Genomic DNA, 15,283 nt, shown 5'->3' on the forward strand with positions numbered 1-15,283 from the left:
ATTGGGCTCAAGTGTCCGCCTGCTGCGGCACGAAGGCAATCCGCCGGTTCAGGCGCTGCGCAGGCCGGCAATACGGGTGAGCAGGATGGCGCCCAGCGGTGCGAGCAAGCCGATCAAGGTGACGGTCAGCAGCAGGCTGCCAAGCTGGCTGTAGTCGGCTGGCGTGCTCACCACGGCGGTGGCTGCATCCCTGATCTCGCGCGCGACCGCGAAGATCTCGTTGAGGTACTTGGTGCCCAGCTGAGAAGCCGACAGGGCCAGGTTGGTGAAGGAGGCCATCACCGCGAAGAAGGTCGCCTTGAGGTGCGGTGGCGCGGAGTTGGCGATCCAGGCCAGCATCGGCACCATGGACACCTGCCCGAGCGGGGACTCGAGTGCGGTGTTGGCAATGGCGATGAAGCGCGCATCGACGAAGCCGCCGGTGGCGGCGGCGGTCCATTGGTGCAGACCATGGAACATGCCGATGATGGGCAGAGACAGCAGCGTGGCTGCCAGGGTCAGGAAGATCACGATCTGGGCGATTGATTTCTCGGCCATGAAGCGGCGGAACAGGAACAGTCCGCTCAGCGTCAGCACGCTGGTGATGAGGTCTAGGCGCGACAGGAAGCTCTGGTCGAAACCCAGTTCGTCGATCATCCACCAGCTGGCGCCGGCGCCGGGGCCGGGCATGGCGCGAAACACGAAGATGATGATCACGGTGCCGAGCAGGGTGCGGGCGGCCTCGGGCGAGAGCTCGCGCAGCAGGCGGCTGATCATGAAGCCGATGATGGCGAAGGAGGTGATGAAGATGATCTCCTGCCCGTAGGTGATGCCCGACAGCCCGACGCTGATGGTGAGTGTGATGAACACCGCGCTGCCGCCGAGGATCCACCAGTTGGGCGTGGTTTGTTCTTCGGCCTGATGCAGCAGGCGGTCTATTTCCTTGCGGCTGCGTCCGAGGGTCGCCAGGCGCCGCGCCTCACGGCGCTTGAGCATGCCGGCCAGCAGCACACCGCTGATCGAGAGCAAGGGGATGATCAGCGCCAGTTCGTAGATGCGCAGGTAGATCGCCACCTTCTCCGCCTCGGGCAAACCCTCGGAGTCCTGGAACATGGCGACATTGGCGAGCGAGACCAGCACCGTGCCGCCAATGATGGCCACGCGTCCGAGCATCTGCATGGTGGTGTGCATCAGGCGCAGCGTGTCGGCGGCGATCGGCTGGCCTTGGGCGTCGATGCGCGGCACCGCCTCCACCGTCATGGCATCCGCGACCGCATCCTGCATCACGTAGCCGACCGGTGACAGCAGCACCGAAAGCACAAACCAGGCTTCGATCGGCATCAGCGCGCGCATGGCGTCGGGCTTGCCGATGAGGCCGATCATGATCAACAGGCTGGCCGCGATGAGGGTGGCGCCCAGGTAGACAAGGCCCGCCTTGTAGCGCCACAGCAGGTCGACGAGGTGTCCGATCGGCATCTTGAGCGCCCACGGAATGCCCGCCCAGAAGCCAAGTGCGGCGAGAAAGGCGGCCGACAGACCGAGGTAGTCCTTGACGAAGAAGGTGCCGACGATGCCGGTCAGCCCGGATACGCCAGCCGCGCAGTACACCATCAGCGGCGGCAGGTAGGACAGCCGCAGCTCACGGCCAAGCTCGAGGATGTTGCGGTCGATCCAGCGGTACAGGGCAGTCAGCACGCGTCATTCCTCGACTTCGATGGGTTATCGGACAACGGTGGCGGCAGGTAGGACGTAAGGGGTGAGCAGCGGTGAGCGGTGGTTTCAGCGCCCGCCAAGGCGCTCCAGCCAGGGCAGGATCCAGGGCAGGCACAGCGCGGTGAGGATACCGTTGAGCCCCATCGCCAGCGCGGCAAAGGCGCCCGCCTGCGCGCTGATCTGGAAGGCGCGCGCGGTACCGATGCCGTGCGCCGCGAGACCAATGGCAAAACCGCGCACGGCATCGTCGTTGATGCGTAGCCAGCGGTAGAGATAGGGTGCGCTGACGGCGCCGATCACGCCGGTCAGCATCACCAGCGCTGCCGCCAGCGCAGGCAGACCGCCCAAGGGTTCGGCCACCGCCATGGCGATCGGCGTGGTCACGCTCTTGGGCGCGAGCGATATCAGCGAGGCCCGGCTGGCGCCGAGCAGGGCGCCAATCGTGTAGGCGGAGAGGACGGCGGTGAGCGAGCCGACCACCAGCGCAATCAGCAGGGGGCCGGCCATCGCCTTCAGCCTGGGCCACTCGGCGTAGAGCGGAATGGCCAGCGCGACCGTTGCCGGGCCGAGCAGGAAGTGCACGAACTGCGCGCCGTCGAAGTAGCGGCGGTAGTCGATGTTGCCCAGCCACAGCACGATCGCGAGCATGGCGATGGCGAGCATCACCGGGTTGGCAAGGGGATGGAAGCCGCTGCGCCGGTAGAGCCAGAAGGCGGCCTGATAGGCGACCAGGGTAAGGGTCAGGCCCAGCAGCGGCGAGGCCGAGAGATAAACCCAGAGTTCGGTGAGCTGTGGCGTCATGGCTGCGTGCCCTGCTCGCCCTTCGTGCGCTTGCTCAAGGCCTTGAGCACCAGCATGGTGACGCTGATGGCGAGGAATGTGCTGCCCAGCAACGCGGCGGTCAGCGGCAACCACTCGGCGGCGATGAGTTCGCCATACATGACGATGCCGGTGCCGGCAGGAATGAACAGCAAGGACAGGTGCTGGAGCAGTGTGCCCGCCGTCTGGCGCAGCTCATCGCCGGGGCCGCCGCGCAGCAGCAGCGTGCCGAACAGCAGCGCCATGCCGATCACGGGGCCGGGGATCTGCAGGCCAAGCCCGCGGGCGATGACTTCGCCCGCGAGCTGGAACGCGAGCAACAAGGTGATGGCAGAGATCATGGTGGCTGTTGAAACAGGGCTTGGCGCAGAGCGCAGGATAACAGGCGTCAGAGCGGCAGCAGCGCATGGCCAAGGGTGCGCAGCGCGATGCCGCAGGCGCCACCGAGCGCGGCCGGCTTCCACACCCGGGCGACGCGAGGGCCGGCCGAGATCAGCACCGCGACCCCGGGCACGTCCAGCGGGTGAATGAGAAAGCCGGCGCTCAGATTGAGCGTGGCCACGCTGCTGCTGCCGGCCTTGAGCAGTTCGTCCATCACCCCCATCATCGCCGTGCCCCCGGCGATGACCTTGGTGAGGGTCAGCAGCACCAGGGCAGGGTCGATGCCGAGCAGGGTGAGCAAGGGTGCGACCAGGCTTGTCAGGGCGTCGATCGCACCGCTTGCGCGCAAGGCCATCACCGCCACCAGCGCCAGCACCAGCATCGGGATCGCCCCTACGGAAATCTTGAAGGCCTCGGCGCCGGCGTGATTGATGACGTCGAGCACGCCCTTGGCATCGTCGGCGACACGGTGCTGCAGGGTCTCGGCGATGACGCCTTCTGTGGCCGAGAGCTGGCGGCCGAAGCCGTGATAGGTGATTGCCGCTGCGGCAATTCCGCCCGCCAGCGACAGCAGCAGCGTGGGCGCGAAGCTCAGCCCCATCGCCGCCATCGGGAAGCTGACGTTGGCCTGTGCCATCGCCATCACCATCGCCAGCGTGGCGGCGAGGTGGCGATCGGAGGCGCCGCGGCTTTCCATCACCGTCAGCGTGGCGATGGGGGCGGCGAAGCTGACAAAGTTGATCTGCAGCGCAGCAAACACCCCCAGCCCGGTCAGGCCCGCGGGCCGCAGCAAGGGGGCGAGGCGTGCGACCAGCCAGTCGAGCACGCCACGCGCCTCGAGCAGGCGCATCAAGGACAGCATGACCACCATGACGGGCAGCAGCACGAACAGCGCCAGCTCGATCGCGGAGCGACCCGCCTGGAGAATGATTTGGGTAAGGTGGTCCATGGTCGGGAGGCGGGGGGCGAGCACGGGGCCAGCGCAAATGCGGCGGTGCAGTAGGAGTGGGCGAATGATAAGTGCTGGCGCTGCGGTGGTCGACAAGGGCGCGCGCTGCAGTGTCAGCGCTGTGGGCGAAACACGCTTACGCCGAAGCTCACGCCGGCCAGCAGCAGCGCAATGCCGACTGCCTCGGCGGCGGTGGGGCCACGCTGGTACCAGATGAAGGCATAGAGCAGCGCTGCGAGGGTTTCGAACACGATGAGCTGGCCCAGCAGGGCGGCGGGCAGCAGTTGACTGGCGCGGTTCCACAACAGGGTGCCCAGCCAGGATGCGGCCAGCCCTAGCAGCAGGCAGATGCCGACGAAGAGCAGCGGCTGTGGACCGAGTGGCCAGCCGAAGCCGGGTCCGGAGCCGGCAGCATCCCAGGCTGCGTAGGCGATGCCCGCGAGCACTGCGATCGGCAGCGTGGCCAGCCCCTGCGCCGTCGCCCACGCGCGTGACAGGCCGGGCGGTCGAGCGCGCAGCCAGCGGCTGTTGCGCAGCGGATACCAGGTCCAGCAGGCAAGGGCGCACAGGGCAAGGCCCAGGCCGAGCGCGTACTCGCTGTGCATGGCGCTGTCCGAGCCCACGCCACTGTTGCCATGCACGATCAACAAACCGGTGAGGATCAGCAGCAGTGGCAGCAGCAGGCGCGACCAGCGCACCACGTCTTCGTCGCCGCTGCGGCGATTGAGCACATTGGCGCAGAGCGCGATCACGACCGGCAGGGTGCCGATGATCAGGGTGGGCAGGGCGGCGCCCGCAAGCTGGATGGCGCTGGCGAGGCTGGCGTAATAGAGCAGGTTGCCGATGAGCGCGAGCTTTGCGGCCTCCATCCAGTCGGCGCGAGACAATTTCGCCAATGCGCGGCGGTCGAACCAGGCCAGGCCGAGCGCGAGTAGACCGAACGCAAGGTAGCGGCCGACAGCGAGCATGAGCCCTGGGTAGTCGCCCAGCACCAGGGGCGCGAGGAAGACCAGCCCCCACAGCAGGCCTGCGCCGAGTGCCGCGATCAGGCCTGAGGCCATGGTCTCGGGGTGTTGGGCGGCAGGGCGAAGGCCTGGGCGCGACTGCGCGGCACTGCCGCTGTGCGGCGGGTGAGCAAATTCGACACGGAAAGGAAGCTGCCGTTGCCTGCGAGCAGATCGATCGCGCGCTTTGAACGCAGTCTTGCCAATGAGTGTGAATGCAAGGAAGTCAGGGCCTGCCATGGGGAGACGTGGCGGGAGACGCGGCGGAGTGTGTTGGCTTGATGGCACTGAACGGCCGCCGGACTTGTGAGGCGCGGCTGCCGGGGGCAGGCCCCCGGCGTCGCGTTCTGATTGGAGCTTGTCTCCTCCGCCCCTGATTGGCGCGCAGTGTAGTGCACTAATCCCAGAAAATAAATATGATCGGAAAAGTTAATTTCATTGGTGATCTTGTTTGAGTCCTTATCGCAACCTCAGGTGCGACAAGGGCTGCGTCGCCATTCTGTGACAGGGGCGTGATTTGCCTGAAGCATGTCGGCTGAAAAAACACGCCGTAGCGCTTGAAGCGAGGATCGCGATGGGTTATAGTCCGCGCCCTCAGCCGGTGTAGCTCAGTTGGTAGAGCAGCGCATTCGTAATGCGAAGGTCGGGGGTTCGACTCCTCTCTCCGGCACCAGTAGCAAGCAAAAAGGCCAATCCTTCGGGGTTGGCCTTTTTGCTTGCTACTGGTGCCCCCGAGGGAGGCGCCACCACTTTGCCGGTCTGATATCTTTCCTTGCGGCGAGTGGCGCGGGGCTGACGCTCAATACGGTCGTGACGGCAGCTTGGAGAAACACTGGATGTCAATGTCGCGCCCTGGCGGGTCATGGCTTCCATGCGTGCTTTCTTTATTGACGTTAACGTTAACGTGAACTATGTTTCGAAATTGAGCTTCAATCAATCGACAGGACGGGGAGAGCGGCAATGCAGATCGAAAACGGCGTGTTTGTGGTGACCGGTGGCGGTTCGGGTCTGGGTGCGGCGACTGCACGCATGCTGGTCGAGGCGGGTGGGCGCGTGGTGCTGGCGGACGTGAACCGCGAAGCAGGCGAGGCGATTGCGGCCGAGCTGGGCGCGGTGGCGGCCTTTGTCGCTACCGACGTCACTGACGAGGCCAGCGCCAAGGCCGCGATCGAGCGCGCTGTAACTGGCTTCGGCGGTCTGAATGGTCTCATCAGCTGCGCGGGCGTGGCGCCGGCGGAGAAGGTCGTGGGGCGTGAGGCACCGCATCGTCTGGAGTCCTTTGCGCGCACCGTGTCGATCAATCTGATCGGCACCTTCAACATGATCCGCCTTGCGGCCGATGTCATGAGCAAGGCGGCGCCCGATGCAGGCGGTGAGCGCGGCGTCATCGTCAACACCGCGTCGGTGGCCGCGTTTGATGGCCAGGTCGGGCAGGCCGCTTATGCCTCGTCCAAGGCGGGCGTGGTCGGGCTGACGCTGCCGGTGGCGCGCGAACTGTCGCGCTTTGGCATCCGCGTGATGACGATCGCGCCGGGCATCATGGAGACGCCGATGCTGATGGGCATGCCGCAGGAGGTGCAGGACTCTCTGGGCAAGACGGTTCCGTTCCCGTCGCGGATGGGCAAGCCGGCCGAGTTTGCGGCGCTGGTGCGGCACATCATCGAAAACGCCTATCTCAACGGCGAGGTCATCCGTCTCGATGGTGCAATTCGCATGTCTGCGAAGTAAGTACAGCACCGCTGCGGCTGATGGACTGCCGGCGCGCCCTGGCCCTCGGGCGTGGCGTGCTGCAGTGCAATAGCCGCAGCTGGGGAAATGTGCTAAAAACAGCCTTCCCGTTTCGACCGCCCCGAATGGATTGTCCCTTCGGGGCGCTTTGCATTGATGCCGATGACTGCTGCTGACCTGAGTGCTGCCCCGACCCAAGAAGGGGGCGATGTCGATTGTTATCACTGCGGCTTGCCGACGCCGTCGAACACGCGGCACTACGTACGCATCGACGGTCGCGAGCGGCGCATGTGCTGCATCGGCTGTGAGGCAGTAGCGCAGTCCATCGTGGACAACGGCCTGATCGATTATTACCGCCATCGCGATGCAATGCCGGAGACGCGACGCGAGGCGATGCCGGTCGAACTGCAGGAGCTCGGTCTTTTCGATCATCCCGATTTCCAGAAGAGCTTTGTGCGCCCGGTGGGCGAGCACGAGCGCGAGGCATCGCTGATTCTCGAAGGCATCACCTGCGCGGCCTGCGTGTGGCTCAACGAGAGGCATGTGGCGCACCAGGACGGCGTGTCTGCGGTCGAGATCAACTACGCGACCCGGCGTGCCCGGGTGCGCTGGGATGAGCGCAGGATCAAGCTGTCGGACATCCTCGGCGCCATCCAGGCGATTGGCTACCGTGCCTATCCCTATGATGCCCAGCGTTCGGAGCAGCTTGCCGAGCGTGAGCGGCGCTCGATGCTGTGGCGGGTGTTCGTCGCTGGTTTCGGCATGATGCAGGTGATGATGTATGCCTTCCCCGTCTATGTCGCGGCCGAAGGCGACATGAGCTGGGATGTGGAGTTGCTGCTGCGCTGGGCCAGTCTGCTGCTGACCTTGCCGGTGGTGCTGTACTCGGCCGCGCCTTTCTTTCAGCGCGCGGTGCGCGACATCCGCCTGCGTCGGCTGGGCATGGATGTGCCGGTAGCGCTGGGGGTGGGCAGCGCCTTCCTCGCCAGCCTGTGGGCCACGCTCAGCGATGGTCCGGAGGTGTATTTCGACTCGGTGACGATGTTCGTGTTCTTCCTTCTCGGTGGTCGATACCTGGAGATGCTGGCGCGCCAGAAAGCGGTGCGCGGAGTGGAGGAACTGGGCAAGGTGCTGCCGTCCTTCGCCGAGCGCCTCGCGGCCTGGCCCGATCAGGCGCAGGGCGAGCGTGTGCCCGCGTCTCAGCTCGAGGTGGGCGACATCCTGCGCGTGCGCCCCGGCGAGGTGATCGCAGCCGATGGTCTGGTTGTCGACGGTGTCGGTGAGGTCAATGAGGCCTTGCTGACAGGCGAGAGCCTGCCGGTCGCGAAACAGGCGGGTGATCGTCTCACGGGCGGTAGCATCAACGTCTCCTCACCCCTGGTGTTCCGTGTCGAACAGGTCGGTGATTCGACCCGGCTGGCGGCGATCCGGCGCTTGATGGAGCGCGCAGCCATGGAGAAGCCACGGGTTGCCACGCTGTCGGATCAGGTGGCGGGCTGGTTCATCCTGACCTTGCTGGTGCTGGCTGTGCTCACCGGCGTTGCCTGGTATTTCATCGACAGCGAGCGTGCCCTGTGGGTGTTCGTTTCGGTGCTGGTGGTCGCTTGTCCGTGTGCGCTCTCGCTCGCCACGCCGACCGCGCTGACGGTGGGCACCGATGCGATGGCGCGCATGGGGGTGCTGGTCACTCGCGGTCATGCGATCGAAACGCTGGCGCATGCCAACCATTTCGTGTTCGACAAGACCGGCACGCTGACCTACGGGCGCATGCGGCTTGAGGAGGTGCTGCCGCTCGGCCCCCAGGCTGCGGCTGAGTTGATCGCGCTGGCTGCGGCGATTGAGCAGGGCTCTGAGCACCCGGTGGCGGCCGGTCTGAGTGAAGCCGCGGCGACGATGAGCTTGCCGCAGGTGACTGAATTGCGCGCGCAGACCGGCCAGGGCATGCAGGGGCGCATTGACGGCCAGCTGCTATGGATAGGCCGGCCACAGTATGTCGCCGATGCCGCAGGCTTAGTCATGCCGGCGGCGCTGGACGTGTTTGCTCGGCAGGGCGGTACGGTTGTGGCGCTGGCGGCTGAAAGCGGCTGGCTGGGCGTGTTCCGGCTGGCCGATACGGTGCGTGCCGAGGCTGGAACGCTGGTGCAGCAGCTGTCAGCCGAGGGCGTGCGACTGGGCGTACTGTCCGGCGACTCGCCGCGCGTGGTCGCGACCATTGCGGCTGAGTTGGGTATTGCACAGGCGCAGGGCGGCATGAGCCCGCAGGGCAAGCAGGAGTGGATCGCGCAGTTGCAGCGCGATCCGCAAGCGGTGGTGGCAATGGTTGGTGATGGCGTCAATGACGCGCCTGTGCTGGCGCAGGCGCACGTCTCGGTCGCGATGGGCGGAGGCACGGACCTCGCGCGCAATCAGGCCGACATCGTGCTGCTCAATGAGAACCTCGTCAGTCTGGGGCGCGCCGTAGCTCTCGCACGCAAGACGCTGCGCATCATTCGCCAGAACCTGTGGTGGTCGTTCACCTATAACTTCATTTCGGTGCCACTGGCGATGGCCGGCCTGGTCACACCCTGGATGGCGGGCATCGGCATGGCGGGAAGTTCCTTGCTGGTGGTGCTCAACGCGATGCGGCTGCAGCGTGTGCCGCGCGTCAAATAGCGGACTCTGGCAGGATTCAGCATGGAAAGTCTTTATCTCCTCATTCCGATCTCGGTGATCCTGGTGTTCGTCATCGGTGTGTTGTTCTGGTGGTCTTTGCGCAACGGTCAGTACGATGATCTGGAGGGGCCCGCTTACAGGCTGCTGATGGACGATCGCGACGAGCTTCCAGCGGAAATGGAGACAGGACGACGGCGTGATACGCAGGCCAAGGTGGATGAAGAGTCGCCGCCGTGAAGGGCCGATGCCCGCGCGGTGAGCTCTGGAGTCGACGCCTGTTGATCCAGGTCAACATGGTCGCTTGCCGTAAGCCCATAATCCGCTCAGTGCGTTTCATGCGGCGGCTTTTCAGTCGTCTCGAAACCAGGGTGTTTTGTCTCTCTGTTGGGGTTGGGGTGCGTTGATTCGCACCCTTTTTTTTGTCTGTGCGTGACCTGCCCGCCCGGCAAACCATTCCCCTGTCGCACGCTCTCCCTTCCCATCCGGGTAAATCAGGGTAGTTTGAAGCGCTACGGCTTCCTCCCGTTCCTGCACTGCAATACAATGTTGATGTGTATCAATTTGAGGTTCCGGCCTCAGCGTGCCCTTCGCGCCAGATTGGCCAGGGAGTGCGCGTTGGCTCGGGTAGCGTTGCTCAAAATTGGGGTTTTCAACTAAGAGGTAACTCACATGCAATCGCAAGCGACTTATAACTATAAAGTCGTGCGGCAGTTCTCCATCATGACGGTGGTGTGGGGCATCGTGGGCATGCTGGTCGGCGTCATCGTCGCAGCACAGCTCGTGTGGCCTGAACTGAACGTTCACGAATTCCTGCACTTCGGCAGGCTACGTCCGCTTCACACCAACGCGGTGATCTTCGCGTTTGGCGGTTGCGCCCTGTTCGCCACGTCCTACTACGTGGTTCAGCGCACCTGTCACACCAAGCTGTTTGCGCCCGGACTGGCCGCATTCACGTTCTGGGGCTGGCAACTCGTGATCGTGCTGGCAGCAATCACGCTGCCGCTCGGTTACACGACCTCGAAGGAATACGCCGAGCTCGAGTGGCCGATCGACATCCTGATTGCGGTGGTGTGGGTTTCCTACGCCATCGTGTTCTTCGGCACCATCGCCAAGCGCAAGGTGTCGCACATATATGTGGCGAACTGGTTCTTCGGTGGTTTCATCCTCACCGTGGCCCTGTTGCACATCGTCAATAGCGCTGCAATCCCGGTTTCGTTCACCGGCATGAAGTCCTACTCGGCCTATGCCGGTGTTCAGGATGCGATGGTGCAGTGGTGGTATGGCCACAACGCGGTGGGCTTTTTCCTGACTGCGGGCTTCCTCGGCATGATGTACTACTTCGTGCCGAAGCAGGCTGAGCGCCCGATCTACTCCTATCGCCTGTCCGTCGTCCACTTCTGGGCGCTGATCTTCACTTACATGTGGGCGGGTCCGCACCACCTGCACTACACCGCGCTGCCCGACTGGACCCAGTCGGTGGGCATGGTGTTCTCGCTGATCCTGCTGGCACCGTCCTGGGGCGGCATGATCAACGGCGTGATGACCCTGTCGGGCGCTTGGCACAAGCTGCGCACCGACCCGATCCTGAAGTTCCTCATCACCTCGCTGTCCTTCTACGGCATGTCGACCTTCGAAGGTCCGATGATGGCGGTGAAGACGGTGAACGCGCTGTCGCACTACACCGACTGGACCGTGGGCCACGTGCACTCCGGCGCTCTGGGCTGGGTGGCGATGATCTCGATCGGTTCGCTCTACTACATGATTCCGCGTCTGTATGGCAAGACCGAGATGTATAGCGTCAAGCTGATCAACGCCCACTTCTGGATCGCCACCATCGGCGTCGTGCTCTACATCGCTTCGCTGTGGATTGCCGGCGTGATGCAGGGTCTGATGTGGCGTGCGACCAACCCGGACGGCACCCTGACCTACTCCTTTGTGGAGAGCGTCAAGGCCAGCTACCCGTTCTGGACCATCCGCTTCATCGGCGGTTCGCTCTTCCTCGTCGGCATGTTGTTGATGTTCTACAACATGGTGAAGACCATTGCCGGCCAGAAGGCCTACGACGCCCCGGTGCTTGCACCGTCGGTTGCTCACGCCTAAGGGGAGAACAGGAACATGGCTCAATCGAAACACGAAAAGATCGAACGCAACGTATTTCTCATGATCGTCCTCACGCTACTCACCGTGAGCGTGGGCGGTCTGGTGGAAATCGTGCCCTTGTTCTTCCAGCACTCCACCACCTCGCCCATCGGGCCGGGTGGCAAGCAGCTGGACGTCAAGCCTTACGATGCGGTGCGTCTGGTCGGTCGTGACATCTACATCCGCGAAGGCTGCAGCAATTGCCACTCGCAGATGATTCGTCCCTTCCGCGCGGAAACCGAGCGCTACGGCCACTATTCGGTGGCGGGGGAGTCGATTTATGACCACCCCTTCCTCTGGGGCTCCAAGCGTACCGGGCCGGATCTGGCCCGCGTGGGCGGACGCTATTCGGATGAATGGCAGCGCGTGCATCTGCTCAATCCTCGTGACGTGGTGCCCGAGTCCAACATGCCAGCCTTTCCGTGGCTCGACCGGCCTGTAGTGGCCGATGACATCCAGGACAGGATGCGCGCGTTGAACAAGGTGGGTCTGCACAAGTACAGCGAGGAGGACATTGCCGCCGCACCCGCTGCGCTCGAGGGCAAGACCGAACTCGATACCGTCGTCGCTTACCTGCAGGAACTGGGCAAAGCTCTGCAGAACGTGAGGTAAGGGAGAGGACGCGCCGTGGATATCAACGTTTTCAGAAGTCTGATCACCGTCGCGGGGTTTCTGTGCTTTCTTGGCATCTGTGCCTGGGCCTACAGCAAGCATTCCAAAGCGGGTTTCGATGAGGCGGCGCGCCTGCCCCTGACCGATGACGACCTGCCAGCCGGAAGCGGCTGGCACGAAAAAGAGGTAAACAAAAATGGCTGACTTTACCAGCGGTTTCTGGAACATGTATGTGATGGTCTTCGTGGCTCTCTCCATCCTGTTCTGTGTGTTTGTGCTGGCGTCGAACATGACCAAGCGCGAGAGCGGGCCGGTTGAACTGCACGGGCACGTGTGGGACGAGACGCTGACCGAGTACAACAACCCCTTGCCGAACTGGTGGATGTATCTGTTCTGGATCACGATCGTGTTTTCCATCGTGTATCTGGTGATTTATCCGGGTTTTGGCAACGTCAACGAGGGGCGTGGGCAGGTGAGCCAGTACCAGGCGGAGATGCAGGCCGCGGACGAGAAGTACGGTCCGATCTTTGCCAAGTACCGCAACATGGAACTGGCGGCGGTTGCGGCCGACCCCGAGGCCAATGCCATGGGTGAGCGCATGTTCCTGACCTACTGCTCGCAGTGCCATGGATCGGCTGCACAGGGTGGGAAGAGCTTCCCGAATCTGACCGACGATGAATGGTTGTGGGGTGGAGAGCCTGAGGCGATCAAGACCACGATCACCGAGGGTCGTCACGGAGTGATGCCGCCCTTTGGTCCCGCGCTCGGTGGCGAGGGTGTCAAGGACGTCGCCAACTACGTGCGTTCGCTATCCGGTCTGGCGCATGACTCGCTGCGTGCTCAGCGCGGAAAGGACATGTTCGTCGCCAACTGCGCGGTTTGCCATGCTGAGGATGGCACGGGCAACACCATGCTGGGCGCGCCCAATCTGACCAACAAGTCGTGGCTGTATGGATCCTCTGAAGCCACCATCATCGAAACCATCACCAAGGGCCGTAGCAATCAGATGCCGGTCTTTGGCGAGTTTCTCGGCGAAGACAAGGTGCATCTGTTGACCGCTTACGTGATGAGTCTGAGCAAGAAGTAAGAATCCAGAGCCGTACTGCCGTTCCATCCCCGGGGGGAGGGGCCCTCCCGGGGTCATCAATAAAATAAGAACAAGAATTCATCGGTAAAGCGATCATGAGCAGCCCATCCCCAAAGCCGCAGCAGGCGCAAAAGTCGAAGGCGCCGCAATCGAGTGACACTCTCTACGAGTCGCGCAAGAAACTCTACGTGCGCGCGGTTACCGGAGTCTTCGCCAACTGGCGCTGGGCGCTGGTCTGGATCACGCAGATCCTCTTCTATGGTTTGCCGTGGCTGAGCTGGAATGACCGCCAGGCCGTTCTGTTTCATCTCGCCGAGCGTAAGTTCTACATTTTTGGCACGGTGTTCTGGCCGCAGGATGTGTTCTTTCTCGCCATCCTCCTGATCATCTCCGCCTACGCGCTGTTCTTCTTCACCGCAATCGCCGGCCGTTTGTGGTGCGGTTACGCCTGTCCGCAGACGGTCTACACCGAAATCTTCATGTGGATAGAGCAGAAGATCGAGGGCGACCACATCAGGCGCCAGAAGCTCGATCAGGCCCCGATGAGTGCCAACAAACTGTTCCGACGGAGCGCAAAGTTTCTCGTCTGGGGACTGGTGGCGCTATGGACGGGCTTCACCTTCGTCGCCTATTTTTCGCCGACCTCCGAGTTGCTGGAAGCAGCCAGGACCTTCAGTTTTGGTCCCTGGGAGCTGTTCTGGATCCTGTTCTACGGCGCCTTCACGTTTTTGTTTGCGGGCGTCTTGCGTGAGCAGGTGTGCAAGTACATGTGCCCCTATGCCCGCTTCCAGGCGGTGATGTTCGATCCCGACACGCTGGTGATCACCTATGACGAGGCGCGTGGCGAGCCGCGCGGCGTGCGCAAGAAGGGCGTCGATCCACGCTCGCTTGGCAAGGGAGACTGCATCGATTGCGGGATCTGCGTTCAGGTCTGCCCGACGGGCATCGACATTCGCGATGGTCTGCAATATGAGTGCATCGGTTGTGCGGCGTGCATCGATGCCTGCGACCAGGTGATGGACAAGATGAATTACCCGCGTGGTCTGATTCGTTACACGACAGAGAACGCGCTGAAGAAGAATTGGGGCAACAAGGAGATCGTGGCGCACGTGTTCCGTCCGCGCACCTTGATCTACGGCACCGTGCTCGCAGTCGTCTGTCTGGCCTTTGTATGGGGTCTGGCGTCGCGGGACCCGCTTCGTGTCGACGTCATTCGTGACCGTGCCTCGCTCGCGCGTGAAGTCGAGGGTGGTCAGATCGAGAACGTCTATCGTCTGCATGTGATGAACATGGCGGAGTCGACACGTACCTTCACGTTCGAAGTGTCGGGCTTGCCGGGCGTGAAGATTGCGGGAGGGCCACCGCGCATTGAAGTCGGACCGGCCTCTACTCAGTCGGTCACCCTGCAGGTCCTTGTGCCTTATGACGCAGGCAAGCCGGGCTCGAACGAGATCGAGTTCCTTATCACGGCAGAGGACGATCCTTCCCTGAGTCTGCGTGAAGAAACCACCTTCCTGTTGCCGCGCTAAAGTGAGCATTACATTGAATGACAAGCCTCCTGCCCCCTGGTATCGCCAGGGTTGGCCCTGGTTTCTTATCGCGCTGCCGGCGACCGCCGTCATCGCCGGGACGATCACGGCGATCATCGCGGTGCGCACCTTCGACGGCATGGTGGTGGATGACTATTACAAGGAGGGCAAGGCGATCGTGCAGACGTTGGGCCGCGTCGAGCGTGCCCACGAGCTTGGTTTGGCCGCTCAGTTGAGCATTCGCAGCGACTTCATTCGCGTCGAGTTGTCGGCCGCCAGTGTTCAGAGCCTGCCTGCGCGCATCATCCTGACCGTGATTCATCCAACACGCGATGGGGCGGACCAGGAACTGGTGCTTGATTCCGTGCAAGGTGTCTTTGCCGGGCCGCTTGCGCCGCTGAGCACTGGAAGATGGCTGTTTCAAATAGAAGACGAGTCCCGCAGTTGGAGAATGAACGGGGCCGCTTACCTTCCGACAGAGACGGAAATCAGGATTGATCCATCAAATTCGTAAGCCGTCAATTTTAAAAGGGGGTATCTCATGGCCTGGAATCTTCTGTTCAGTAGTGATATCGGTTTGCTGAGTCTGTTCACGATTTTATTCATTATCGGCATGGCCATTTATCTGTGGCGTTATGCCAGGCGCAACATGATTGCGGACGAGAAAAGGGCGAAGCAGGGATAGTAGCCG

15 protein-coding genes and 1 tRNA gene are annotated in these 15,283 nt (G+C 63.0%); 11 read left to right on the top strand and 5 right to left on the bottom strand.

Translation table 11 applies throughout. From position 1 onward, the window contains the following. Window positions 1-48 precede the first annotated feature (48 nt). The 5 genes from M622_RS25650 to M622_RS25670 form a co-directional block, all read right to left on the bottom strand. Window positions 49-1,674, bottom strand: a complete 1,626-nt coding sequence (locus tag M622_RS25650) for an MFS transporter (protein WP_021248446.1) — start codon at window positions 1,672-1,674, stop codon at window positions 49-51. Window positions 1,675-1,758: 84 nt separating this feature from the next. Further along, entirely contained in the window at window positions 1,759-2,493 is a 735-nt protein-coding gene (locus M622_RS25655; protein WP_021248447.1) for an LrgB family protein, read from the bottom strand. Beyond that, a complete protein-coding gene (locus tag M622_RS25660) occupies window positions 2,490-2,852 on the bottom strand; it encodes a CidA/LrgA family protein (RefSeq protein WP_021248448.1) in 363 nt (120 codons plus the stop codon). Before M622_RS25660 ends, M622_RS25655 begins: the two co-directional genes overlap by 4 nt. Window positions 2,853-2,899: 47 nt before the next feature. Further along, complete coding sequence (locus M622_RS25665; RefSeq protein WP_021248449.1) at window positions 2,900-3,841, bottom strand: phage tail tape measure protein; 942 nt, start codon at window positions 3,839-3,841, stop codon at window positions 2,900-2,902. 113 nt (window positions 3,842-3,954) lie between these two features. Next, window positions 3,955-4,902: a DMT family transporter gene (locus tag M622_RS25670; protein WP_021248450.1), complete on the bottom strand. Its 948-nt coding sequence runs from the start codon at window positions 4,900-4,902 to the stop codon at window positions 3,955-3,957. 540 nt (window positions 4,903-5,442) lie between these two features. On the opposite strand from M622_RS25670, the gene M622_RS25675 reads away from it, so the two are divergent. The 11 genes from M622_RS25675 (at window position 5,443) to M622_RS39605 (ending at window position 15,277) form a co-directional block, all read left to right on the top strand. Next, window positions 5,443-5,518: transfer RNA gene (locus tag M622_RS25675), tRNA-Thr, on the top strand. A 287-nt stretch (window positions 5,519-5,805) separates the two neighbouring features. After that, entirely contained in the window at window positions 5,806-6,573 is a 768-nt protein-coding gene (locus tag M622_RS25680; protein ID WP_021248451.1) for a 3-hydroxyacyl-CoA dehydrogenase, read from the top strand. Window positions 6,574-6,735: 162 nt separating this feature from the next. Further along, a complete protein-coding gene (locus tag M622_RS25685) occupies window positions 6,736-9,225 on the top strand; it encodes a heavy metal translocating P-type ATPase (protein WP_021248452.1) in 2,490 nt (829 codons plus the stop codon). Between the two features lie 21 nt (window positions 9,226-9,246). Beyond that, window positions 9,247-9,462: a cbb3-type cytochrome oxidase assembly protein CcoS gene (gene ccoS / locus M622_RS25690; RefSeq protein ID WP_021248453.1), complete on the top strand. Its 216-nt coding sequence runs from the start codon at window positions 9,247-9,249 to the stop codon at window positions 9,460-9,462. A 432-nt stretch (window positions 9,463-9,894) separates the two neighbouring features. Continuing rightward, the gene (gene ccoN, locus M622_RS25695; RefSeq protein ID WP_031346435.1) at window positions 9,895-11,325 is read left to right on the top strand and encodes a cytochrome-c oxidase, cbb3-type subunit I; all 1,431 of its coding nucleotides are present in this window, start codon (window positions 9,895-9,897) and stop codon (window positions 11,323-11,325) included. Between the two features lie 15 nt (window positions 11,326-11,340). Further along, window positions 11,341-11,976, top strand: coding sequence for a cytochrome-c oxidase, cbb3-type subunit II (gene ccoO, locus M622_RS25700; protein ID WP_021248455.1), 636 nt, complete (start codon window positions 11,341-11,343; stop codon window positions 11,974-11,976). Window positions 11,977-11,991: 15 nt separating this feature from the next. Further along, window positions 11,992-12,180 carry a CcoQ/FixQ family Cbb3-type cytochrome c oxidase assembly chaperone gene (locus tag M622_RS25705; protein ID WP_021248456.1) on the top strand — a complete coding sequence of 63 codons (189 nt, stop codon included), beginning with the start codon at window positions 11,992-11,994 and terminating at the stop codon, window positions 12,178-12,180. Continuing rightward, window positions 12,173-13,063, top strand: coding sequence for a cytochrome-c oxidase, cbb3-type subunit III (gene ccoP, locus M622_RS25710; protein WP_021248457.1), 891 nt, complete (start codon window positions 12,173-12,175; stop codon window positions 13,061-13,063). The genes M622_RS25705 and ccoP overlap by 8 nt, the downstream gene beginning before the upstream one ends. A gap of 95 nt (window positions 13,064-13,158) precedes the next feature. Next, entirely contained in the window at window positions 13,159-14,592 is a 1,434-nt protein-coding gene (gene ccoG, locus M622_RS25715) for a cytochrome c oxidase accessory protein CcoG (protein WP_021248458.1), read from the top strand. 1 nt (window position 14,593) lies between these two features. After that, on the top strand, window positions 14,594-15,106 hold the full coding sequence (locus tag M622_RS25720) for a FixH family protein (RefSeq protein WP_031346436.1): 513 nt from the start codon (window positions 14,594-14,596) through the stop codon (window positions 15,104-15,106). 27 nt (window positions 15,107-15,133) lie between these two features. After that, window positions 15,134-15,277 carry a DUF3149 domain-containing protein gene (locus M622_RS39605; RefSeq protein ID WP_021248460.1) on the top strand — a complete coding sequence of 48 codons (144 nt, stop codon included), beginning with the start codon at window positions 15,134-15,136 and terminating at the stop codon, window positions 15,275-15,277. Window positions 15,278-15,283: the final 6 nt, after the last annotated feature.

The organism is Thauera terpenica 58Eu (assembly GCF_000443165.1).
Classification (GTDB): Bacteria; Pseudomonadota; Gammaproteobacteria; order Burkholderiales; family Rhodocyclaceae; genus Thauera; species Thauera terpenica.

Excerpts from the sequence above, each read along its gene's own strand:
- ccoN (WP_031346435.1), top strand. The coding sequence starts at position 9,895 with ATGCAATCGCAAGCGACTTATAACTATAAAGTCGTGCGGCAGTTCTCC.
- M622_RS25680 (WP_021248451.1), top strand. The coding sequence starts at position 5,806 with ATGCAGATCGAAAACGGCGTGTTTGTGGTGACCGGTGGCGGTTCGGGT.
- ccoG (WP_021248458.1), top strand. The coding sequence starts at position 13,159 with ATGAGCAGCCCATCCCCAAAGCCGCAGCAGGCGCAAAAGTCGAAGGCG.
- M622_RS25660 (WP_021248448.1), bottom strand. The coding sequence starts at position 2,852 with ATGATCTCTGCCATCACCTTGTTGCTCGCGTTCCAGCTCGCGGGCGAA.
- ccoS (WP_021248453.1), top strand. The coding sequence starts at position 9,247 with ATGGAAAGTCTTTATCTCCTCATTCCGATCTCGGTGATCCTGGTGTTC.
- ccoP (WP_021248457.1), top strand. The coding sequence starts at position 12,173 with ATGGCTGACTTTACCAGCGGTTTCTGGAACATGTATGTGATGGTCTTC.
- M622_RS25685 (WP_021248452.1), top strand. The coding sequence starts at position 6,736 with ATGACTGCTGCTGACCTGAGTGCTGCCCCGACCCAAGAAGGGGGCGAT.
- M622_RS25670 (WP_021248450.1), bottom strand. The coding sequence starts at position 4,902 with ATGGCCTCAGGCCTGATCGCGGCACTCGGCGCAGGCCTGCTGTGGGGG.
- ccoO (WP_021248455.1), top strand. The coding sequence starts at position 11,341 with ATGGCTCAATCGAAACACGAAAAGATCGAACGCAACGTATTTCTCATG.
- M622_RS25655 (WP_021248447.1), bottom strand. The coding sequence starts at position 2,493 with ATGACGCCACAGCTCACCGAACTCTGGGTTTATCTCTCGGCCTCGCCG.
- M622_RS25665 (WP_021248449.1), bottom strand. The coding sequence starts at position 3,841 with ATGGACCACCTTACCCAAATCATTCTCCAGGCGGGTCGCTCCGCGATC.
- M622_RS39605 (WP_021248460.1), top strand. The coding sequence starts at position 15,134 with ATGGCCTGGAATCTTCTGTTCAGTAGTGATATCGGTTTGCTGAGTCTG.